Annotated in this window: 21 protein-coding genes; 9 read left to right on the top strand and 12 right to left on the bottom strand. The window is 61.7% G+C overall.

What is annotated here, in order from left to right; genetic code table 11:
• Nucleotides 1-95 precede the first annotated feature (95 nt).
• A complete protein-coding gene (locus NKH02_RS01825; protein WP_352870151.1) occupies nt 96-1,097 on the top strand; it encodes a 2-hydroxyacid dehydrogenase in 1,002 nt (333 codons plus the stop codon).
• A 30-nt stretch (nt 1,098-1,127) separates the two neighbouring features.
• Here NKH02_RS01825 and NKH02_RS01820 read toward each other — a convergent pair whose 3' ends face one another.
• The 9 genes from NKH02_RS01820 to NKH02_RS01780 all read right to left on the bottom strand — a co-directional run bounded on the left by NKH02_RS01820 (nt 1,128) and on the right by NKH02_RS01780 (nt 11,024).
• Nucleotides 1,128-1,616 (bottom strand): GNAT family N-acetyltransferase, encoded by a 489-nt coding sequence (locus tag NKH02_RS01820; protein WP_352875877.1) that lies wholly within the window; start codon nt 1,614-1,616, stop codon nt 1,128-1,130.
• A gap of 4 nt (nt 1,617-1,620) precedes the next feature.
• Nucleotides 1,621-2,376: a molybdopterin-synthase adenylyltransferase MoeB gene (locus tag NKH02_RS01815; protein WP_352875875.1), complete on the bottom strand. Its 756-nt coding sequence runs from the start codon at nt 2,374-2,376 to the stop codon at nt 1,621-1,623.
• A gap of 125 nt (nt 2,377-2,501) precedes the next feature.
• Complete coding sequence (gene recF / locus NKH02_RS01810) at nt 2,502-3,641, bottom strand: DNA replication/repair protein RecF (protein WP_352870154.1); 1,140 nt, start codon at nt 3,639-3,641, stop codon at nt 2,502-2,504.
• Nucleotides 3,642-3,828: 187 nt separating this feature from the next.
• On the bottom strand, nt 3,829-4,947 hold the full coding sequence (gene dnaN, locus NKH02_RS01805) for a DNA polymerase III subunit beta (protein ID WP_352875873.1): 1,119 nt from the start codon (nt 4,945-4,947) through the stop codon (nt 3,829-3,831).
• Nucleotides 4,948-5,252: 305 nt separating this feature from the next.
• Nucleotides 5,253-6,797 (bottom strand): chromosomal replication initiator protein DnaA, encoded by a 1,545-nt coding sequence (gene dnaA, locus NKH02_RS01800; RefSeq protein ID WP_352875871.1) that lies wholly within the window; start codon nt 6,795-6,797, stop codon nt 5,253-5,255.
• Nucleotides 6,798-7,648: 851 nt separating this feature from the next.
• Entirely contained in the window at nt 7,649-7,915 is a 267-nt protein-coding gene (rpsT, locus tag NKH02_RS01795) for a 30S ribosomal protein S20 (protein ID WP_013533694.1), read from the bottom strand.
• Between the two features lie 182 nt (nt 7,916-8,097).
• Nucleotides 8,098-8,871, bottom strand: coding sequence for an enoyl-CoA hydratase (locus NKH02_RS01790; protein WP_352870156.1), 774 nt, complete (start codon nt 8,869-8,871; stop codon nt 8,098-8,100).
• A 31-nt stretch (nt 8,872-8,902) separates the two neighbouring features.
• Nucleotides 8,903-9,790, bottom strand: coding sequence for a bifunctional DNA-formamidopyrimidine glycosylase/DNA-(apurinic or apyrimidinic site) lyase (gene mutM, locus NKH02_RS01785; RefSeq protein ID WP_352875869.1), 888 nt, complete (start codon nt 9,788-9,790; stop codon nt 8,903-8,905).
• Nucleotides 9,783-11,024, bottom strand: coding sequence for a phosphopentomutase (locus NKH02_RS01780; RefSeq protein WP_352876080.1), 1,242 nt, complete (start codon nt 11,022-11,024; stop codon nt 9,783-9,785). Before NKH02_RS01780 ends, mutM begins: the two co-directional genes overlap by 8 nt.
• A 181-nt stretch (nt 11,025-11,205) precedes the next feature.
• Here NKH02_RS01780 and NKH02_RS01775 point away from each other — a divergent pair, with 181 nt between their 5' ends.
• Nucleotides 11,206-12,153: a phosphate/phosphite/phosphonate ABC transporter substrate-binding protein gene (locus NKH02_RS01775; protein ID WP_352875866.1), complete on the top strand. Its 948-nt coding sequence runs from the start codon at nt 11,206-11,208 to the stop codon at nt 12,151-12,153.
• Between the two features lie 99 nt (nt 12,154-12,252).
• On the opposite strand, the gene NKH02_RS01770 is transcribed toward NKH02_RS01775, so the two are convergent.
• The 3 genes from NKH02_RS01770 to NKH02_RS01760 all read right to left on the bottom strand — a co-directional run bounded on the left by NKH02_RS01770 (nt 12,253) and on the right by NKH02_RS01760 (nt 14,060).
• A complete protein-coding gene (locus NKH02_RS01770) occupies nt 12,253-12,870 on the bottom strand; it encodes a TadE/TadG family type IV pilus assembly protein (protein ID WP_352870160.1) in 618 nt (205 codons plus the stop codon).
• A gap of 46 nt (nt 12,871-12,916) precedes the next feature.
• Nucleotides 12,917-13,498: a TadE/TadG family type IV pilus assembly protein gene (locus tag NKH02_RS01765; RefSeq protein WP_352870161.1), complete on the bottom strand. Its 582-nt coding sequence runs from the start codon at nt 13,496-13,498 to the stop codon at nt 12,917-12,919.
• Nucleotides 13,499-13,637: 139 nt separating this feature from the next.
• Nucleotides 13,638-14,060: a pilus assembly protein N-terminal domain-containing protein gene (locus tag NKH02_RS01760; protein ID WP_352870162.1), complete on the bottom strand. Its 423-nt coding sequence runs from the start codon at nt 14,058-14,060 to the stop codon at nt 13,638-13,640.
• A 335-nt stretch (nt 14,061-14,395) separates the two neighbouring features.
• Here NKH02_RS01760 and NKH02_RS01755 point away from each other — a divergent pair, with 335 nt between their 5' ends.
• The 7 genes from NKH02_RS01755 (at nt 14,396) to NKH02_RS01725 (ending at nt 21,417) form a co-directional block, all read left to right on the top strand.
• Nucleotides 14,396-14,572 (top strand): Flp family type IVb pilin, encoded by a 177-nt coding sequence (locus tag NKH02_RS01755; protein WP_352554696.1) that lies wholly within the window; start codon nt 14,396-14,398, stop codon nt 14,570-14,572.
• 174 nt (nt 14,573-14,746) lie between these two features.
• On the top strand, nt 14,747-15,265 hold the full coding sequence (locus tag NKH02_RS01750; RefSeq protein WP_352870163.1) for an A24 family peptidase: 519 nt from the start codon (nt 14,747-14,749) through the stop codon (nt 15,263-15,265).
• Nucleotides 15,266-15,475: 210 nt separating this feature from the next.
• Nucleotides 15,476-16,288, top strand: coding sequence for a Flp pilus assembly protein CpaB (cpaB, locus tag NKH02_RS01745; RefSeq protein WP_352875865.1), 813 nt, complete (start codon nt 15,476-15,478; stop codon nt 16,286-16,288).
• Entirely contained in the window at nt 16,285-17,805 is a 1,521-nt protein-coding gene (locus tag NKH02_RS01740; RefSeq protein WP_352875863.1) for a type II and III secretion system protein family protein, read from the top strand. The genes cpaB and NKH02_RS01740 overlap by 4 nt, the downstream gene beginning before the upstream one ends.
• A 14-nt stretch (nt 17,806-17,819) precedes the next feature.
• Complete coding sequence (locus NKH02_RS01735) at nt 17,820-18,557, top strand: CpaD family pilus assembly protein (RefSeq protein ID WP_352875861.1); 738 nt, start codon at nt 17,820-17,822, stop codon at nt 18,555-18,557.
• Nucleotides 18,558-18,595: 38 nt separating this feature from the next.
• The gene (locus tag NKH02_RS01730; RefSeq protein ID WP_352875859.1) at nt 18,596-19,885 is read left to right on the top strand and encodes a CpaE/TadZ family protein; all 1,290 of its coding nucleotides are present in this window, start codon (nt 18,596-18,598) and stop codon (nt 19,883-19,885) included.
• 29 nt (nt 19,886-19,914) lie between these two features.
• Nucleotides 19,915-21,417 (top strand): TadA family conjugal transfer-associated ATPase, encoded by a 1,503-nt coding sequence (locus NKH02_RS01725; protein WP_352875857.1) that lies wholly within the window; start codon nt 19,915-19,917, stop codon nt 21,415-21,417.
• Nucleotides 21,418-21,441 lie beyond the last annotated feature (24 nt).

The following is a 21,441-nucleotide window of genomic DNA, read 5'->3' as shown; positions in this document are numbered from 1 at the left end:
CGCTTGTTACATGAGGTAATCGGTACCGCGACCGGCTTTCAGTTTCGCCGGTCTTGGTTAAAGAGGTCTCAACGAGATCGGGGTACGAGGAAACAATGGTAGGCAAAAAGAAGCCTCTCGTCGTCATCACGCGAAAGCTGCCCGACCCGGTCGAGACCCGCATGCGCGAACTGTTCGACGCCCGGCTGAATGTCGAGGACAGGCCGATGACGCAGCCGGAACTGGTGGCGGCGGTCAAGGAGGCCGACGTGCTGGTGCCGACGGTGACCGACCACATCGACGCGGCACTGATCGCCCAGGCCGGCGACAACCTCAAGCTGATCGCCAATTTCGGCAACGGCGTCGACAAGATCGATGTCGAGGCCGCGGCTAAGCGGGGCATCACCGTCACCAACACGCCCAATGTGCTGACCGAGGACACGGCCGACATGACCATGGCGCTGATGCTGGCGGTGCCGCGGCGGCTGGCGGAAGGAGCCAACGTGCTCACCGGCGACAAGAAATGGGCCGGCTGGTCGCCCACCTGGATGCTTGGCCGGCGCATCTGGGGCAAGCGGCTGGGCATTGTCGGCATGGGGCGCATCGGCACCGCCGTCGCCAGGCGGGCCAAGGCCTTCGGCCTGTCGATCCATTACCACAACCGCCATCGCGTGCTGCCGGCCGTCGAAGACGGGCTGGAGGCGACCTATTGGGAAAGCCTCGACCAGATGCTGGCCCGCATGGACATCATTTCGGTCAATTGCCCATCGACGCCGGCAACCTTCCATCTGCTTTCGGCGCGGCGGCTGGCGCTGCTGCAGCCCACGGCCTATGTCGTCAACACCGCGCGCGGCGACATCATCGACGAGGAAGCACTGGTCAAGCTGATCCAGGACGGCAAGATTGCCGGCGCCGGCCTCGATGTCTACGAGCACGAGCCGGCTTTGAACGGCAAGCTGCTGAAGCTCGCCGCCAAGCACAAGGTCGTGTTGTTGCCGCATATGGGCTCGGCGACGCTCGAAGGCCGCATCGACATGGGCGAAAAGGTCATCATCAACATCCGCGCCTTCGTCGATGGCCATCGCCCGCCGGACCGCGTGCTGCCACTGCGAACCTGACGCAATCGAAACGCAGATGAAAGACCGGGCTTACACAAGCACCTTGCGCATGGTGATCGAGGTCGGCCTGTCGTAGCCCTCATGCGCCGTCCGTTCGGTCTCATAAAAGCCGAGGCGGGCAAAGGCTGCATGGTTTCCGGTCAGCTCGATCCGCGTCTGAAGCTCGATTGCCACCTTGCCGTGGCTGCGGGCAAGATCTTCGACCGCCTGCATCAGCCGCCGGCCAATGCCCTGTCCCTGGCAGTCCGGCGCGATGGCGAGCTTGCCGACATAGAGTTCCGCCGGCCTTTCAAGGGCAAAGATACAGCCGACGATCCTGTCGCCGTTGAGTGCCACGAAGCCGGTCTCCCGCCGAGCCTTGTCCCGCAGGCTGTCCGCAGTCAGCAGGTGGGCGGAGGAGGGTGGGTCGATAACCCCGTCCATCGAGGCGAAGGCACGCATGATCAGTGCGAGCACATCGTTCCAACGGTCGAAATCGGCCGGAATTTGCGCGATGGAGACAGCTTCGGTCCGCTGCACGGGATCAGTTTCTCTTGTAGCGGATCGTGTCGAAGCGCGCGGCCAGCCCATCATAGAGCAGCAGCCTGCCGACCAGCGGCTCGCCGACGCCGGTGATCAGCTTGATCGTCTCCATTGCCTGCAGCGTGCCGACGACACCGGTCAGCGCACCAAGCACGCCGGCTTCGGCACAGGACGGCACCAGGCCAGGCGGTGGCGCCTCGGGAAACAGATCGCGGTAGCCCGGATTGGGCTTGCCGTCCTTGCCGTCCTCGAATGGCTTCAGCACCGTGACGGAGCCGTCGAAGCGTCCGACAGCGGCATGCACCAGCGGTTTCCCAGCGTTCGCGCAGGCATCGGCCACCACATAGCGGGTTTCGAAATTGTCGGAACCGTCGACGACGATGTCATAGCCGGCGACGAGGGCGGGGGCATTGTCCGTGGTCAGCCGGAACGTGTGCGTTTCGACAGTGGTGTTGGGATTGATGCTGGCGATTGCCGCCTCGGCGCTATGGGTTTTCAGCATGCCGACACTATCGGTGCCGTGAATGACCTGACGCTGCAGGTTGGAAAGCGAAACGGTGTCGTCATCGACCACGCCGAGCGTGCCGACGCCGGCGGCGGCAAGATATTCAAGCACCGGCGCGCCCAGCCCGCCGGCGCCGATGACCAGCACTCGCGCCTGCTTCAGCCTCTGCTGGCCGGCGCCGCCGATCTCGGGCAGCACGATGTGGCGGGCATAGCGTTCGATCTCGTCGGCGTTCAGGGCGGCAGGGGTCATCGCCGGATCATATAGCGGCTGAAAAACCTTGTCAGGGGCTAATCCATGACATGCATAAACCTGCGGCGGGTCGCCCAAAAGTGCGAAGCGGTTCTGGGATGATGACCTATGCAAGCGTCAAATATCTAGATCGTTGGCCCAACCGTGCCGTGGTCGACAGTCAGGAATTGCGCACGCCCCTTGAGACTGGAAAACAGCGCCGCATCGGTTCCGGTCATGAACACCTGGCAGTTCAATTCCTCAAGGATGGAAAACAACGCCGCGCGCCGCCCGCCATCGAGATGCGCGGCGATCTCGTCGAGCAGCAGGATAGGTGTCATGCCCGACATTTCGCCGGTCAGCCGGGCATGCGACAGCACGATGCCGACCAGCAGCGCCTTTTGCTCGCCTGTCGAACAGAGCTCGGCCGGCATCGCCTTGGGACGGTGCCGAACCACCAGATCCGAACGGTGTGGCCCTTCGAGCGTGCGCCCGGCGGCGCGGTCGCGGTCGCGTCCCTCGGCAAGCGTCCTGCGGAAGCGCTCTTCGACATCGACTGCTGGCATGCTGGAAACCTCGGCCTCCAGATCCCCCGAAAGGCCGATATCGGCCTGCGGAAATGGCCCCGTGTCGGGCAGCCTGTCGATCATGGCGGCGAGCAGGCGCACCATCTCGGCCCGTGCCGCGGCGATCGCCACACCGGTCTCGGCCATCCGCGTCTCGATCGCGTCGAACCAGCGGTCGTCCCGGGATCCTTCGGTAAGCAGTCGGTTACGGCCACGCATCGCCTTTTCGTAATCGATCGCACGTTGCCCGTGGCCGGGGTCGATCGCAAGCACCAGCCGGTCGAGAAAGCGCCGTCGATCCGCGGCCGGTCCTGTGAACAAGGCGTCCATCGCCGGTGTCAGCCACACGACGCGCAGCCATTCCAGCATGTCCTCGGCCGAACGTGCCGAAGCTCCGTTGATGCGCACCCGCCTGCCGCCTTCGCCGGGGCTGTCGCCGCCGGAAATGCCTGTTCCGATCTCGACTTGACCGTCAGCTCCGTCGAGCCGGGCATGCAGGGCAAAGCCGCCATCGCCACCCTCACGCGCGACATCCGCATAAGGGGCGCGGCGCAAGCCACGCCCCGGTGTCAAAAAGGAGATCGCTTCGAGGAGATTGGTCTTGCCGGCACCATTGTCGCCGGAAAAAACCACGGCACCCGGCGCCAGATCGATCGTCAGCGCCGCGTAGTTGCGAAAATTAGTAAGCGTAAGCTTACTTATGTAGGTCTGTGCCGGCAACCGCTATCCGCCTGTAGAGCGGTTCATCGTTTCACGTAAACGCCGAACGGCCCTATCTCTTTGTTTTGACGCAATTCCGGACGGAAAACCGTTTCACACTTTTCCTGGAATTGCTCTGGAAGTCGCCGCAACCATGGTTCTCATAGCCGGTCCCGGCCGCAGAGCCGGATTGATGACTCGGCCTAGGCTACACCCGCATCGGCATCAGCACATAGAGTGCGGTTTCGTCGGCCATGTCGTGGATCAGCGTCGGCGAACCGGCGTCGGCCAGCATGAACTTGGCCTCGGTGCCGGTCAGTTGCGCGGCAACGTCGAGCAGATACTTGGCATTGAAGCCGATTTCGATCGGATCCGACGAATAGTCGGCTGCGAGTTCCTCGGTGGCGCTGCCTGAATCCGGATTGTTGACCGCAAGCGTCACCTGACCCTCGCTGATCGAAAGCTTCACCGCGCGGCCGCGTTCGGAAGAGATGGTCGAGACGCGATCGACAGCGGCGGCAAAACTCTGGCGGTCGATGATCAGCTTTTTGTCGTTGCCGGTCGGAATGACCCGCTGATAATCGGGGAAGGTGCCGTCGATCAGCTTCGAGGTCAAAATTACGCTGCCGATGGTGAAGCGGATCTTGGTGTCCGACAGTTCCGTGGTCACCGCGACGTCCGGATCGTCCACCAGCTTCTGCAGCTCGCTCACCGTCTTGCGTGGAATGATGATGCCCGGCATGCCCTCGGAACCCGCCGGCGCGTCGATTTCGGCGCGCGCCAGGCGGTGGCCGTCGGTCGCCACCGAGCGCAGCTTCAGCTTGCCGCCGACCTCATGCGTGTGCAGGTAGATTCCGTTCAGATAATAGCGTGTCTCCTCGGTGGAGATGGCGAACTGGGTCTTCTCGATCAGGCCCTTCAGGGCAACCGAGTCGAGACGGAAGATATGCGAGAACGATCCGGCCGAAAGCTCGGGGAAGTCGGATTGTGGCAGGCACTGGAGGCGGAAGCTTGAGCGGCCTGACGTCACCGTCATGGCATTGCCGTCCTCGTCCGTCTTCAGCATCACCTCGGCTCCGTCGGCGAGCTTGCGCACGATGTCGTAGAGCAGATGTGCCGGAACCGTCGTCGCCCCGCCGCGCTCCACCTTGGCGGGCGTCGCTTCCGTCACCTCGAGGTCGAGATCGGTCGCCTTCATTTCAAGGCTGGCGCTTTCGGCGCTGAGCAGCACGTTGGACAGGATCGGTATGGTGTTGCGCCGCTCGACCACACGGTGGACGTGGTTGAGCGACTTCAGGAGGTTTGACCGTTCCAGGATAACACGCATGACGAAACAGGCTCGCTTGAATGAATGACGGGTCACCAATGAGCGGCGTCCCGCGAAAGGTCTGAACAGGCTCAGAATCTGCGTAAACTGACAGGAAAAAACCGGCAAACGCAAGCCCGCGCCACCGGTTAGGGTCGGCTGCGCGGGCTTTCTGGGGATAAAGGGCACGAAGCCCGCGAGCCGGTGTTGTAAAACCGAAATCCGGGCGGCTTCCAGGCGGCGCCACGAGCCCATTCCGGGCCCCGGACCGCACAGGCAAGCCATTGAATTCCGGTGTTGTTCCGGTTCGGGCTCGCCCGGCCCGGTCAGGCTTGGTCGTTGATCAACCGCCTCAAGAGCTCGAGTTCTTGCGCCAGCGTGTTGTCGTTGCCGGAAAGGTCCTCGATCTTGCGCACGGCGTGCAGCACGGTGGTATGATCGCGGCCACCGAAACGCCGTCCGATCTCAGGCAACGAGCGCGGCGTCATCACCTTCGACAGGTACATAGCCACCTGCCGCGGCTTGACGATGGTGCGCGTGCGCCGGTTGGACAGCAATTCGGTCTTCGACACATTGTAGTGGCGCGCGACGATGCGCTGGATGTCCTCGATACGGATCCGCTTCGGCTCGCCGGTTCGATAGATGTGGCCGAGGATTTCGTCGATCCGGTCGATGGTGATCTGCGGCTCGAAGGATTGACGGAACAGCAGCTGGTTGAAGGCGCCTTCCAGTTCGCGTCCGCTGCCGGTCACGGTGCGGGCAACGTGATTGAGGATCTCTTCCGAAATGTTCAGCGACGCATCATCGACCCTGGCGGTGGCAAGGCGCAATTTGAGCATGCCAAGGCGCATGGCGAAATCGGGCGCCGACATTTCAAGCGCGACACCGCCATTGAGGCGCGAACGGACCCGCGGTTCGAGCGATTCCAGTTCCGACGGCGGCCGGTCGGCGGCAACGACGACCTGCTTGGCGCTATCGAGCAACATGTTGATCAGGTGGCAGAATTCATGCTGGATCGACTTGCCCTGCAGGAATTGCATGTCGTCGATGATGAGCAAGTCGATGTCGCGCAGCTGTTCCTTGAGCGTCAGCGCGTTGTTGTCACGGATTGCGGTGGCAAAGCGCCACATGAAATACTCGGCCGTGAGATAGACGACGCGCGACTTGGGATTCTGCTTCAGCGATTCCGCGGCGATAGCCTGCAGCAGATGTGTCTTGCCGAGCCCGACGGTTGCGTGAAGGAAAAGCGGGTTGAAGCGCACCGCGCTCGATTGCGATTCCGCCACTGCCTTGGCGGCGGCGAAGGCCACCCGGTTCGACGGGCCCTCGATGAAGGAGCCGAACGTATAGCGAGGATCAAGCGGTGACCCCAGCACATTGTGCCGGAATTCGCTCTCGACCGGCGTGCCCGGACGCGGAACCGGTGCACGCTCTGTCCGGCCGGGGCTGGCGGTGCCCGCGGCAAGCGCCGTCTGCGTCTGCCGCGTCATCTTGCGTGCCGGTACCACCTCCGGCTCGGCTTGGCTGCGTCCCTGACGGGTCGCCGTGCGCACGACAATGTCGATCTTGAGGAGATCAGGATCCTCCTGCTTCCACAGCTCGGAGATGAGGTCGAGATAGTGGCCGTTGATCCACGAGCGCAGGAAGGCGGTGGGCACCGAGATGCGGACAATGCCCTTGGAAGCCTCCGCGACCTTCATGCGGCCAAACCAGCTCGAATAGACTTCGGTTCCCAGACGCGCCTTCAACTGAGTCTTGACCCGGTCGAATTTTTGCTCCGCGTCGCTGGACACCGCCATGTCTTTTGCTCCGATCAAAGTTCCAGGAAATGGGAGGTCGCCCGTAAGTTCCCTTTCGATGCCGCTCTGCATGATCTTTTCCTTGTCCTTCCGTACCTGTTTTCCACCGGGGATGCGCCTCCTGCATCCGGTTCCGGCGACTGCGTCTTTGCTGCGATGTCCGCTGCCGCCGCCGGCAGATGAACGTCGCCCATTGTCTGCGGGAACCGGTGCCGGCTCATGGAAGCCAGTCCGCGTTGGGTATGTCAGGGCAACAAAACACCGTCCGTCGAAAAGATCGCCGGCCGCCGTCTACCCGCCATGTCTAGTTACGCCAGTCCCCTACCGCATCGAAAAAGACAAACCAAACCCGTCCGCAGACTTGATCCGCGTTGCAAATCCCGCCAATTTAAGCTGGTCCGTGTCAGGCTGGTTGAGGGCCAGAGGCCCGTCCCTTTCGATAGATCGACATTACCGAAATCGCTGTGGATAGGGCAAGGCCACGTCTAACGGATTTTTAAGGAATCTGGTTACTGGAGGCGGGTTCGGGTGGCGTACCGCAACGGCACATTTTAACAAAGCCATTGTGATTCAAACCCTTTTCCGGCGAATATGAAAAACCGGGCGCTGAGAGAAATATTCTGAAATAATTCACTTGACAGCCACTTGTCCCCCATCGCCCCGGCTCGATGTGGACAAGCTGTGGATCACCGCCGGTAAACGTCTGAAAATTAAAGACTATTTCTGGTATCTAAGAATCCGCAAGCCGGTCATTTCCAAGCGTGCTGATCAAGTGCAGGCATGCATATGCCGGCAAAGTATTCCCAATGGTGAAATCCGCATAGAACGTCGTTTCCGGACATTCTTTTTAAGTGCTTGCCGGCAAACGAAAAAACCCGGCACAAACGGCCGGGTTCGAACAACGTCAGTGTAGGCAAGTAATGTCAGGCTGACAGGACTTTGACCCGTTGAGCCAGTCGCGACACCTTGCGGGACGCCGTGTTCTTGTGGATCACGCCTTTGGTAGCGGCGCGCATCAATTCCGGCTCCGCGATCTTGAACGCAGCCTGCGCGGCGGCCTTGTCACCGGAGGCAAGTGCCTCTTCGACTTGGCGGATATAGGTGCGCACGCGCGAGCGGCGATTCTTGTTGATCGCTGCGCGGCGTACGATCTTGCGCGTTGCCTTTTTGGCCGAGGATGTATTGGCCATGATGCCTCTCTTCTGATCTGGTCGGCGCATGCGGGATGCCGCAGGGCGCAAAAAACAAACGGGCAGCCACGGGGCCGCCTCGGTTGGTGGGGCTTATAGTTCAGCTTTTCCGGCGCGTCAACGCTGCCCGGCCTTCTTTTTGGCGGCCAACAACCATCTTCTTCGCAGCTGAAGGATTGGCGTCAGCGGTTGGTGAAATTCGGCTTCCGCTTCTCGGCGAACGCCGCCATGCCTTCCTTCTGATCGTCCAGCGCAAACAGCGAATGAAACAGTCGGCGCTCGAACCGCAATCCCTCGGCAAGCGTCGTCTCGAAGGCGCGGTTGACAGCCTCTTTTGCCATCATCACCGATGGCAGCGAGAAACTGGCGATCTTGGCGGCCGCCTTCAGCGCCTCCTCGACAAGGTCGCCCGCGGGCACGACCCGCGACACTAGGCCCGAACGCTCGGCTTCGGCGGCATCCATCATCCGCCCGGTCAGGCACATGTCCATCGCCTTCGCCTTGCCGACGAAGCGGGTCAGCCGTTGCGACCCGCCCATGCCTGGAATGACGCCGAGCGTGATTTCGGGCTGGCCGAACTTTGCCGTGTCGGCGGCGATGATGAAATCGCACATCATCGCCAACTCGCAGCCGCCGCCGAGTGCATAGCCCGCTACGGCCGCGATAACAGGCTTTCGCGCCCGCGTAAGCTCCTCCCAGCCGACGAAGAAGTCTTGGGCGTAGGCGTCCGCATAGGAGATCGACTGCATCTCCTTGATGTCGGCGCCGGCGGCGAAAGCCTTTTCGGAACCGGTGATGACCATGGCGCCGATACCGGCATCGGCACCGAAACCGTTCACGGCCGCGACCACTTCGGTCAGGATCCGCGAGTTCAGCGCGTTGAGCGCCTGCGGCCTGTTCAGCCTGATCAGTCCGACCTTGCCATGCGTCTCGGTGATGATCGTTTCATAGGTCATGACTGCTTCTCCTCGCTCGCGCTCGTCTAACTCACCGCTGACATGTCCGGCAATAGAAGGTCGATCGGCCGCTCTGCACGATCCGTTCGATGTGGCCACCGCAGCCGGGTTTCGAACAGGCCTCGCCTTCGCGGTCGTAGGCGGCGAAGGAATGCTGGAAATAGCCCAGGGACCCATCGGTCTGCATATAGTCCCGCAGTGAGGACCCGCCTGCCGCGATCGCATCTGATATCACCGAGCGAATGGCTTCGGCGAGATGTTCGCTTTGGGCCTGGGCTTTCTTTCCGGGCTTGGCGATCGTGCCCGCCTCGCGCAGCGGCGACAGGCCGGCGCGCCACAGCGCCTCCGACACATAGATGTTGCCGAGCCCGGCGATCAGCCTCTGGTCGAGAAGCGCTGCCTTCAGCGGCGATCGCCGCCCTTTCATCAATGAGGCAAGCAGGGCGCCGTCCAACGTGTTGCCCGTTGGCTCAACGCCCAGTCCGGCCAGCATCGGATGAACGTTCGGCCCTTCCGCAAACAACATGAAGCCGAAGCGGCGCGGATCATTGAAGATCACGCGAGATCGGGCGCCCGCCGGAGATACGACATGGAAGACGACGTGGTCGTGGTTGGAACTCTTCGAACGGTCGTGCTGGAAGATGCCAGGCGTGTCGCTGCCGTCCGCCGTTTCGATGCGGAATGAGCCCGACATGCCGAGATGGCAGATCAGCACGGGACCGCCTTTCAGGTCCATCGTCAGATATTTGGCCCGGCGACCAAGTGCCGTGATCGTCTTGCCGGTCAGCCGCTGCGAGAATTTCTCGGGAAATGGAAAGCGCAGATCCGGTCGGCGCGCCTCGACACGGGCAATGGTTGCGCCTTCCAGAACCGGCTGCAGTCCGCGCCGGACGGTTTCGACCTCCGGCAATTCAGGCATGACCGCCAATCGCCGTATAGAAAGAAGTGCCATAGCGGCCGTGCGCCAGCCCAAGATGCTCGGCCACGGTTTCACCGATGTCGGCGAATGTCGTTCTCAGCCCGATGTCGCCGCCCTTGAAACCCGGTCCGGTGCCGATCACCGGAATGCGCTCGCGCGTATGATCGGTACCGCGCCAGGTCGGATCATTGCCGTGATCGGCCGTCAGGATGAGAAGATCGCCCTGCCGCAGCCTTGCAAATGCCTCCGGCAGTCGCCGGTCGAAGGCTTCGAGCGCGGCGGCATAGCCTGCAACATCGCGGCGATGACCGAATTCGGTGTCGAAGTCGACGAAATTGGCGAAGACGAGATCACCGTTGCCGGCATCATCCATCGCGCCCAGCGCCTCGTCGAACATCGCCATGTTGCCCGCCGCCTTGCGCACTTGCGAAATTCCGCGATGAGCGAAGATGTCGCCGATCTTGCCGATGGCGATGACACGGCTGCCACGCGCCGTCAGCCGGTCGAGCAGGGTCGGCTCCGGCGGCGGCACGGCGTAGTCATGGCGGTTGTAGGTCCGCTCGAAAGTGGCGGCGGTTTCGCCGACGAAAGGCCGTGCGATAACCCGTCCGATCCTCAGCGGGTCGACCAGCTTGCGTACCACCTTGCAGAATTCATAAAGCCGATCGAGGCCGAAATGGACTTCATGCGCGGCGATCTGCAGGACCGAGTCGACGGACGTGTAGCAGATCGGCTTGCCGGTGCGGATGTGCTCCTCGCCGAACCGCTCGATGATCTCGGTGCCCGATGCATGACAATTGCCGAGAATGCCCGGCACCTTGCCTTCGCGGATCATCGCCTCGGTCAGTTCAGCCGGAAAGGCGGGAACCGTATCCGGGAAATAGCCCCAGTCCAGGCGCACCGGCAGGCCGGCGATTTCCCAATGGCCCGATGGTGTGTCCTTGCCGCTTGAAATCTCCTGCGCGGCACCGTGGAAGGCCGTGGCAAGCAGATCCGTCCCGCTGCTGGCAAAGCCCAGTCCCGTCGCGGTTTCGGCAGCCTTGCCAAGCCCGAGCAAGGCCATGTGGGGGACAAACAGCGGTCCAGCGCGAAGCCCCTCGCGATCCGCGCGGCCTTCGGCACAGGCCTCGGTGATGTGCGCGAATGTGTTGGCGCCGGCATCGCCGTAGCGGTCGGCGTCGGTCGCGCCACCGATGCCGAAAGAGTCCAGAACGAAGAGAAAAGCGCGCGCCATCGAGTTGGTTGCCAGTTTGAACGACCAGACATAGGGTTCCGCGACTTCATTGGCAATTCGGAAACCAAACGGCAACGGCTTGGCGCGATAGTCCAGTGATGTCGCCCAAAGGTGCGCAGCGGTTTTGGGCAACGACATGCACGAACAAGGAATGCATGTCGCAACGATGCGACGGATGGGTATGGGTCGAGGAAACGAGACGGCGGTTCGGAGCGTTGCACTGAAGGCCTCTGCTGCCCTCATGCTGGTGCAGGCCGTGGTCTGGTCCAGTCCGGCGCATGCCGACTGGCGCGATGACATAGGCACGTTTCGCATCGGCATCGTTGCCGAGCCAGGCGCCGGCAACACCGTTCCCGGGCTGGCTGCGTTGACCGACGCCTACACCAAGGCCCTGGGCATGAAGGTCGAGTTTGTCGTTGCCCACGACTATGCGGCGCTGATCGAGGCGCAGGCCAATGCCCGCATCGAATACGCGATCTATTCGGCGACCGCCTATGCGACGGCCTCGCAGCGCTGCGAATGTATCGAGCCGCTTGTGGCTCCGGTCGATTCCGACGGTGCGATCGGCATCCGCTCCGTTCTGCTGACGCGGGACGGCAAGCTGCCCGACCTGGCTGCGATGGAGAGCCATCGCATCGCCATGGCGCCTTCTGACAGCGTCGGCGGTTCCCTCTTGCCACTTGCGGCTTTGACCGGGGAAGGCCGCGAGGTCGCTGAAGACGCACCGTTTCTGGTCCATGCCGACTCGGCCGCGGCCGCCGAGACGATGCTGATCGATGGTAGGGCCGATGGCCTGTTCGGCTGGGCGACGGCCGCTGCCGACGGTCAGCCGGAAGCATCGGGCACGCAGGCCAGGCTTGAAGCGGCAGGGCTTTCGGTTACGGCACTTCGGATCGTGTGGACGTCGGGCCTGCTGAGATATGGTCCTCATGCGGTGCGCAGCGATCTTGATCCTGAAGCCAAGCGTCGGCTCACCGTGTTCCTCACCAACCTCAAGTCGACGACGCCTGATATCTACGACCTCCTGGAATCGAAGCATTCCGGCGGCTTCGCCATCGTGACAACAAAGGATTACGAGATGGCCGCTTCTATCGTGCGCTTCGTCTCGGGCAGAGGTCAGCAGCAGTAGCGCAATTCCAAAACGGAAAATCTGCGTAACGGGTTCTCACCTGCAATCGCGTGGGATTAAGAGCCGGAGCGGTTCTGCAAACTGCCCGGCCGTCCCGGTTCAACAGTCGCCGCAAGTAACCGTCACGCTTCTGCGAGGGCGCAGATAGTAGGTTTCGCCCATCGTTATGTTGCTGAAAGCCGAGGTCAATCCGAGCTTCTGCTGGTTGCTCGCCGACCAGGCGATGACCGGCGTGTAGCCGAGAGTGCTTTCGACGCGGATGAGGAAGGTGTTGGCGACCTTGAGCGATGCTGGAACGGTGGTCTCCGTGGTCGCGGCGGCGCCGGGGCTGGCGACGCCCGCGACCAACTTGCGTGACCATACCACCAATGCCTTCGTCCCATCGGCCGAGACCTGTATCGCCGTTATGGTGATGCTTGGGGCCGAGCGGCTGTAGGGCTGAAGGGTGACGGTGCCGATCTTCATGATGGCGTCGACATCCGCTTTGAGGACGCTTGTCTGCTGGGTGACGAGATCGGCCACCATGCTGCCGATACGACTGACCTTCTTGCTGGTCTCGATGGCCTGTGACGCCTCCATTGTCAGGAAATACATGATCAGCAGAATAGGCATGATCAAGGCGAATTCGACCGCCGCGATGCCGCGGCGATCGGCCCAGAATCGACCTGCTTTCCGCCAAACTCCCGTAGTCCTGAGATGTGCCCCCGCACGCATCATGCCCGTTGCCCTTTTTCTTTTTGCTGCTCGTGCATCCGCCTCGAACTCAGTTGTCGAACGGCTCGTTCTGCCAGGTCACGGATGCGAAATGCAGCGTCTTGTTGCCGCCCATCGACTGGGCCAAAAGGTCGGTCATGATGGGCCATTTGTAAAAGACCCGCAGCATGTTCCTCGATTCCGGCGCACCCGCCGTAACAGCAAAGGGCGGCTCGGCGGTGCCGTTCGTCAGGATGATTTGGCCGCCCTGGATCTTGAAACCGGCCGCGGCCGCGTCGGCGAACGTCGTATATTGGCGAAGATCCACTTGCAGCTGATCCTTGCAATCCTGGGAAACGATGATCTGCAGTTTTGTGCAGATCATGTCCCGCAAATTGGTTCCAGCGATGTCGGCCGCCCTCAACTGGCCGGTGCGCAATCGTCGCGCGACATCGTCGGTGATGTTGGCCATCACTTCCTGCGCGGCGAACGAGATGCAGCTTTCCAGAATGGCAAAGACAAGCAATGCGAACGGGACGGAAAGGATCGCGAATTCGATTGCCGTGGCGCCGCGGCGGTCACGAAGAAAACGGGCGAAAAACCTTGGGCGTCTCGCCTTGTGTTCGCCTGCACAGCCGAATTCCTTGCTCATGTCTGATCCTGCCGATCTCTATGCGGTCTCGGAAGGAGCAACTAGCGCAAACCGATTGAGGTCCGGTTTGGATGATCGTTAAAGTCGGCGTTGGGTTCTTAACCAGCCGATAACCTGAACGGCATTCGGCTGCACCATCCTAATGGCTGACACTCATTTCCGCTTCGGAGGACTTCTCCGCATCACTCTTGTAGGAGCTTTCGCAATAGGGCGTGCAGGACATCGTCTGGATTTCGGCACGCCTATAGATACGCACGGACGAGGCGGCCTGGCGCACGACGGTAACCTGCTCGTCGACGATTGGGCTGCCGTCGGTGTCGAGCACGACCAGATTGGTGACGCCGAAGCCCTTGCCGGTCAGCACGATCGTCGAGGCGTCCTGCACGGAAGCGTCGGCGATTGCCGGGTTGCCGACCACGATGGTGTCGGCCGGGCGCGACAGTTTGACGATCTTGGCCTGGTTCATCGTGACTTCGATGCCGGGGCCGGCCATGGCTGGCGCGACGAAGGTCGTGGCGGCAAGAAGCGCGGCAATCACGATTGACGATCTCGGCTGGGCCATTGAGGCGCTCCACGCAAGCAGACTGATCAACGGAACATGAACGAGATTGGTGAACCAACGGTTAAGCATGCGGTGCTGCCAATGGTGCCATGACCGGCAAGGGCGCCCGCGAGGCGCGATCCGGTCGGGGCCGCAAGCCCCGCCAAACCCGGGATTGGAAGGTCCGGCGGCACTTTAGCCCGAAGTTAACCACGCAATATATTCGAACCGGGAAAGGAATCGGTAAGGCTGTTTATTAAGCCGATCGAAAGAGCTTCTCCCTAGATTGGCAGCATCCGATCAACCATCACAGAAGTTGACGGAAGTGCTGTAACACGTGGAGTAGGAGCTCTCGAATGTCTAATCTCATCGCACGTTTTGTGAAGGACGAATCCGGCGCGACCGCTATCGAATATGGTCTGATCGCCGCTCTCATCGCGCTCGCCATCATCACCGGCGCCGGCGCACTCGGCAATGCGCTCAACGGCAAGTTCACCGCTATCGGTTCCACCCTGAATACCAGCGGCGGCTAATCTGCCATATTGTTGAGCGCTTGGATTGCATTCTCGAAAAGGGCCGCCACATGGCGGTCCTTTTTCCATGCCGCTGCCAACATCCGTCGTCCTTTCGTTCTCGGCCTCATCAATCGTTAATCGAACATGCCTAGATTGGGGCCCGTGGAATTCGGACAAATAGGCACAGCGCCGATGCTTGAAGCCCTGATCTTCGTCGTTTTTCCGTTCTGCATGCTGTTTGCCGCGATCTCCGACATGCTGTCGATGACGATCGCCAATCGCGTGCCGGTGCTGCTCGTCGTCGTCTTCGCGCTGGTTGCGCCGCTGACGGGCATGGGATGGGCGGCCTATGGCGGGCATTTCGCCGCCGGCGCCCTAGTCCTGGCCGTGACGTTCGGCTTGTTCGCTCTGGGCGGCATGGGCGGCGGCGACGCCAAGCTTCTGGCTGCCACCGCGATGTGGATGGGTCTCAATGTCAGTCTCGTCGAGTATCTTGTCGCCTCGACAATCATCGGTGGCCTGCTGACGCTCGCGATCATCCTCTACCGGAAGTCGCTGCTTGCGGCCGTTACCGGCCAGAATCCGTTTCTGCGCCATTTCGCCGACGAGGCAAAAGGCGTTCCCTACGGCGTAGCGCTCGGCCTTGGTGGGTTGCTGACCTATCCGGATTCGCCTTTGATGGGATGGGCGCTCACCAGGCTCGCGGCCTGACCGCGATTTAATTTTATCTGTCAGCATTGCCGCAACCGGTTCTCAACAGGCCCGGCCCCGGCCATTTTGGCCGATCAGGGCGCATTCCGGCTAATTTATGTAAACCTTAAATTAATCACGATCGTAAGCATTACATTAACCTTGTTTTGACGATTGCCGCTGCAAAGTCCGGCCTGGCTACGTGGTTTGCCAGGGCAAGGGTTCGGACAGATGCCAGCATCGCGATTGATAATTCTGAGCGTGGCGGTGGCCGCGGCCGGCGGCGCGGGCTATGTCGCGAAAAACATGGTGGCACCGCCGCCCCAGGTCGTCGTCGATTCCGGCCCCCAGGCCCCGGCCGTGGCTCTGCAGGATGTGCTTGTGCTTTCGGGCGACGTTCCGATGGGCAGCCCGATCGAAAACAACATCGCCTGGCAATCCTGGCCCGCCGACGGCGTCAATGCGAATTTCATCACCCGCGCCGCCGAGCCCGAGGCGCTGGAGAAGCTGAAGAGCTCTCTTGCCCGTGTGGCGATGTATGCCGGAGAGCCTCTGCGGCGTTCCAAGCTGATCGGCGAGGGGCAAAGCTTCATGTCGTCGATCCTGCCTTCCGGCATGCGGGCGGTCGCCACGGCTATTTCGGCCGACACGTCGGCCGGCGGCTTCATTCTTCCGAACGATTTCGTCGATGTCATCATGACCCGCAGGGCCGATGCCAGCGCCGCTGGCGCCGGTTTCAACACCGAGACCATCCTCAAGAACATCCGCGTCCTGGCCATCGACCAGACCATTCAGGAGGACGAGGAAGGCAAGAAGACCAGGGTGGGCCAGACCGCCACGCTGGAACTAACGCCCAAGCAGGCGGAGATCATCACCGTCGCCCAACAGATGGCCGATCGCTTGACCTTGGCGCTGCGGGCGGTCGCGGACACGCAGGAAAAGAATCTGGGTGAGGCCGACTATCTCGTTTCCGGCAATGGCCGCAGGGGAACGGTGAGGCTGATCAAGTCGGGCGAAGTTTCCGAAGTAGGGGCAAGGAAATGAGGCTAAGTGGTAAACTGCCGGCAATTGCAGCCGCGGCATTCGGCCTGCTGCTCGTCGGAACGAATGTGCAAGGCAGCGTTGTCGAGGCAAAGAACGCCCAGGTCACGGCATCGACGGCCACCCAGCGCGTCAAGCTTGGTCTTAACAAGTCGGTGGTCATCGACCTGCCGAGCGATGCCTACGACATTCTCGTCGCCAACCCGGCGGTGGCCGATGCGGTGACCCGCACCGCAAGGCGCATCTACCTGTTCGGCAAGGCGGTCGGCGAGACGAACATCTTTGTCTTCGGCCCGAATGGCGAGCAGATAGTCAGTCTGGATCTGGCCGTCGAACGCGACGTTGCCGGCCTCGAGGATTATATCAGGCGCTTCCTGCCGACGTCGGCCGTCAAGGTGGAACTGCTGAACGACAACGTCGTTCTCACAGGAACCGTGGATACTCCCTTAGATGCCAAGCGGGCCGAAAAGCTGGCAAATATGTTCGTGTCGGGTGGTGAAGCGACGACAGGACAATATTCCCAGACCGCGGCCGGCGGATCGGCCCAGAGCGGTGTCGACATCAACAACCCGGACCAGGAGCGCCGCACCAGCCAGATCGTCAACCTGATCCAGATCATCGGCGACGACCAGGTCACGCTGAAGGTGACGGTCGCCGAGGTCAGCCGCTCGGTGATGAAGCAGCTCGGCGTCAACATGGTCGGCAGCGGCGGCAGCAACGGCATCAGCTACGGCGCGCTCAGTGACCCTTTCACGGGTCTCGGCAAGCCGCTGTCGAATGCGGGCTTCAATATCGCCGCCTCGGGGCTGCAGGCCTATATCAACGCCATGGAGCAGTCGGGGGTCATGAAGACCCTGGCTGAGCCGACCCTGACCGCCGTGTCCGGTGAGAAGGCGACCTTCAAGGTCGGTGGTGAATACAATATGGTGACCGGCGTTTCCGCGAACGTATCGCAAGACAACCAGACCGGCCTGAAGACCTACAGCGTTGAAAAGATCGAGTACGGCATCGGCCTGGAATTCCAGCCGGTGGTGTTGTCTCCCGGCCGCATAAGCCTGAAAGTCAGAACCTCGGTTTCCGAACCGACAACCGAGGGGTCCGTGTCGGCATCCACGGACAATCAGAGTATCGGCATGAATGCCCTTTCGCTGCGCAAGCGTCTTGCCGACACGACGGTGGAATTGCCATCTGGCGGCTCCATGATGATCGCCGGCCTGGTTCGCGACGATGTCAGGCAAGCCGTCAACGGCCTGCCCGGGCTGACAAAAATCCCGGTGCTCGGCGCGCTTTTCCGCAGCAGGGACTTCGTGCGCAACGAGACCGAGCTCGTCATCATCATCACGCCCTATCTGGTGAAGCCGGTGGCGCGCAACGACCTTGCCAAGCCGGACGACAATTTCAACGCCGCCAGCGATGGCGCCGGCATGTTCCTCGGCCGCGTCAATCGCGTCTACGGCACCATGCAGACCGACAAGCCCAACGGCCGCTACCACGGCGTCGTCGGCTTCATCTACAAGTAAGCGGGGAAGCGGACATGTCTCAGTTAGTATTGAAGGCAAGCACCATCGCCACAACGATGCGCTTTGGCCGTTCGCAAGTTTGCCGGCGAGCCGTTCCAGTCGTGGCGGTTGCGGTTGTGGCGCTGCTCGCCGGCTGCGCCCATCGCGACAGCATCACCGTCGGCGCCATCCCGGATGATTATCGCACCAACCATCCGATCGTGATCGCGGAAAAGAATCAGAAGATCGACCTGCCGGTGGGCGCCGGCGATCGCGGCATGACCGGCTCGCAGCGCGATACGCTTTCGGGCTTTCTCGACGGTTACGACAAGAGCGCCGCCCCGGCGCTGACGATCGCAATCCCGAGCGGATCGGCCAACGAGGTCGCTGCGACGGCGGCGGCCCGCGATTTTGGCCGGCTCGCGATCGCCGCCGGCGTCAAGCGCAACCGGATCGTTGTCACCTCCTATCAGGCTGCCTCGAGCGAGGTATCGTCGCCGGTTCGCGTCGCCTTTGTAGCGGTGAGGGCGCAGACCGACAAATGCGGACGCTGGCCCGACGACCTCGTCGATACGTCGGAAAACAAGCACTATGCCGACTTCGGCTGCTCCTATCAGAACAATCTTGCCGCCCAGATGGCCAACCCGACCGACCTGCTCGGCCCGCGCAAGCCTGCCAATATTGATCCGGCAAATCGTAGCCAAGCCATCGACGTCTACCAAAAGAGAGGCATCTCAGATGAGTTCCTCGGCAATTCGGAAGTGACGTACTGAGCCGCCAGTCTCGGATTGAACAGGCCACGGGAAAGAGCATGACGATGAGCAACCTTGCCTACGACGCCCCGGTGGACGGCAGCGATACCTCGCAGCAGGACATCGCCGCGATGCAGGCATTGCGGCCGATCCCGCGCATCTCGATCCAGGCATTCTGCGAGACCGAGGGCGTGGCCAATCCGGTCGAGCGCGCCGGCGAGGACCGCCGCATGACGAAGGCGCATCTCAAGGTCCACATGGGCGGCGTCCCCACCGCCATCGAATTCTACCAGTCGGCGCCGACGCCCAACCTGATCCTGCTGGAATCGCGCAGCGAGCCGAAGCAATTGCTGGAGCAACTCGCCCAGCTCTCGGAATATTGCGATCCGACCTCGAAGGTAGTGGTGATCGGTCATTACAATGATGTTGGTCTCTACCGCGAACTCATCCGCAACGGCATTTCCGAATATGTGATCGCACCGGTGTCGATGGCCGACATCGTCAGCGTGATATCGTCGATTTTCATCGATCCGGAAGCCGAGCCGCTCGGCCGCTCGATCGCCTTTGTCGGCGCCAAGGGTGGTGTCGGCTCCTCGACGATTGCCCACAATGTAGCCTGGGCGATGTCCACCCTATTCAAATCCGAAGTGGTCGTCGCCGATCTCGATCTGGCGTTCGGCACGGCCAACATCAACTTCGACCAGGATCCGGCGCAAGGCATCGCCGAGGCGGTGTTTTCGCCGGAGCGTATCGATGAAGTCTATCTTGACCGGCTGCTGACCCAGTGCGCCGAGCATTTGTCGCTGCTGGCAGCGCCTTCGACGCTCGATCGGGTTTATGATTTCGATTCCGAGGCCTTCACGCAGCTCATTGACACCGCTCAGCGCAGCGTGCCGCTTTTGGTTCTCGATGTTCCCCATGTCTGGACGGGCTGGACCAAGAATACCCTGATCAAGGCCGATGAGATCGTCATCACGGCGACGCCGGAACTGGCCAATCTGCGCAACACCAAGAACCTTGTCGACATGCTGAAGCGGCTTCGTCCCAACGACCCGCCGCCGAAGCTGGTCATCAACCAGGCCGGCGTCCCGAAGCGCCCGGAGATTTCGCCGTCCGATTTCGCCGAGCCGCTCGGCCTGTCGCCGATGTCGGTCATTGGGTTTGATCCGTTGCTGTTCGGCAATGCCGCCAACAACGGACGCATGCTCGGCGAAATGGATGCCAAGAACCCGGTTGTCGCAATGATCAACGAAATCGCGCATGTGCTGACCGGGCGCAGCGAAATCAAGGCCAAGAAGAAGGCCGGGCTTGGCAATTTGCTCGGCAAGCTCTCGCGCAACAAGAAGTGATGCTTCAGCAGTGGAATCGGTAGTCGATCATGTTTGGTAAAAGAGGCAGCGACGACGGCAGCCGGTTCACGCCGGAATTTCGCCAGCCAGCACCGGCGCCTGTTGCGCCGCCGGCTGCAAGTTCCGCGGACACGGCGGTTCTGGCCCGGCCCGCGGCCGCGCCAAGCGCACCTGTCGCGCCGCCGGCGCGCCGTGCCGTCGAGGCGCCGCCATTGGCGCCTGAGCCGAAGCGGGCACAGCGCGAAAAGAGCGAAACTTACTACGACACCAAGAGCCAGGTTTTCTCCGCGCTCATCGACACGATCGATCTGTCGCAGCTTTCCAAGCTCGATCCTGAGAGCGCGCGCGAGGAAATCCGCGACATCGTCAACGACATCATCGCGATCAAGAATTTCGCGATGACGATCGCCGAGCAGGAAGAGTTGCTCGAGGACATCTGCAACGATGTGCTCGGCTATGGGCCGCTCGAGCCGCTGCTCGCACGCGACGACATCGCCGACATCATGGTCAACGGGTCCAAGAACGTCTACATCGAAGTCAACGGCAAGGTCGAACAGACCGGCATCCGCTTCCGTGACAACCAGCAGCTCCTCAATATCTGCCAGCGCATCGTCAGCCAGGTTGGCCGCCGTGTCGACGAGTCCAGCCCGATCTGCGATGCCCGCCTTCCCGACGGCTCCCGCGTCAACGTCATCGCGCCGCCGCTCTCCATCGACGGCGCCACGCTCACCATCCGCAAATTCAAGAAGGACAAGCTGACGCTCGATCAGCTGGTCAAGTTCGGCGCGATCTCACCGCAGGGCGCCGAAGTCCTCAAGATCATCAGTCGCGTTCGCTGCAACATCGTCATCTCGGGCGGTACCGGCTCGGGCAAGACGACGCTGCTAAACTGCCTGACCAACTATATCGACCGCGAGGAGCGCGTCATCACCTGCGAGGACTCGGCCGAGTTGCAATTGCAGCAGCCGCATGTCGTCCGCCTCGAAACCCGCCCGCCCAATCTGGAGGGCGAGGGTGAAGTGACGATGCGCGACCTGGTCAAGAACTGCCTGCGCATGCGGCCCGAGCGCATCATCGTCGGCGAAGTGCGCGGACCCGAAGTGTTCGACCTTCTGCAGGCGATGAATACCGGCCATGACGGCTCGATGGGAACGATCCACTCGAACAGCCCGCGCGAATGCCTGAACCGTATCGAATCCATGATCGCCATGGGCGGTTATTCGCTGCCGCAGAAGACAGTGCGCGAAATCGTCGTCGGCTCTATCGACGTGATCATCCAGGCGGCGCGTCTGCGCGACGGATCGCGCCGCATCACCCACATCACCGAGGTGATCGGGATGGAGGGCGACGTCATCATTACGCAGGATATCGTCCTCTACAACATCAAGGGCGAGGACGCCAATGGCAGGCTGCTGGGAGAACATGTATCGACTGGCATCGGTCGTCCGCATTTCTGGGACCGTGCCCGCTACTATGGCGAGGAGCAGCGCCTCGCCATAGCACTCGAGGCGATGGAGAAACGCGCTGACTGACGCATCCTGGGGCGTAAGGGTTCG

Origin of the sequence: Mesorhizobium sp. M1396, from assembly GCF_040317725.1 — a bacterium.
GTDB lineage: Bacteria > Pseudomonadota > Alphaproteobacteria > Rhizobiales > Rhizobiaceae > Mesorhizobium.
This window is presented reverse-complemented; position numbering and strand designations above follow the sequence as displayed.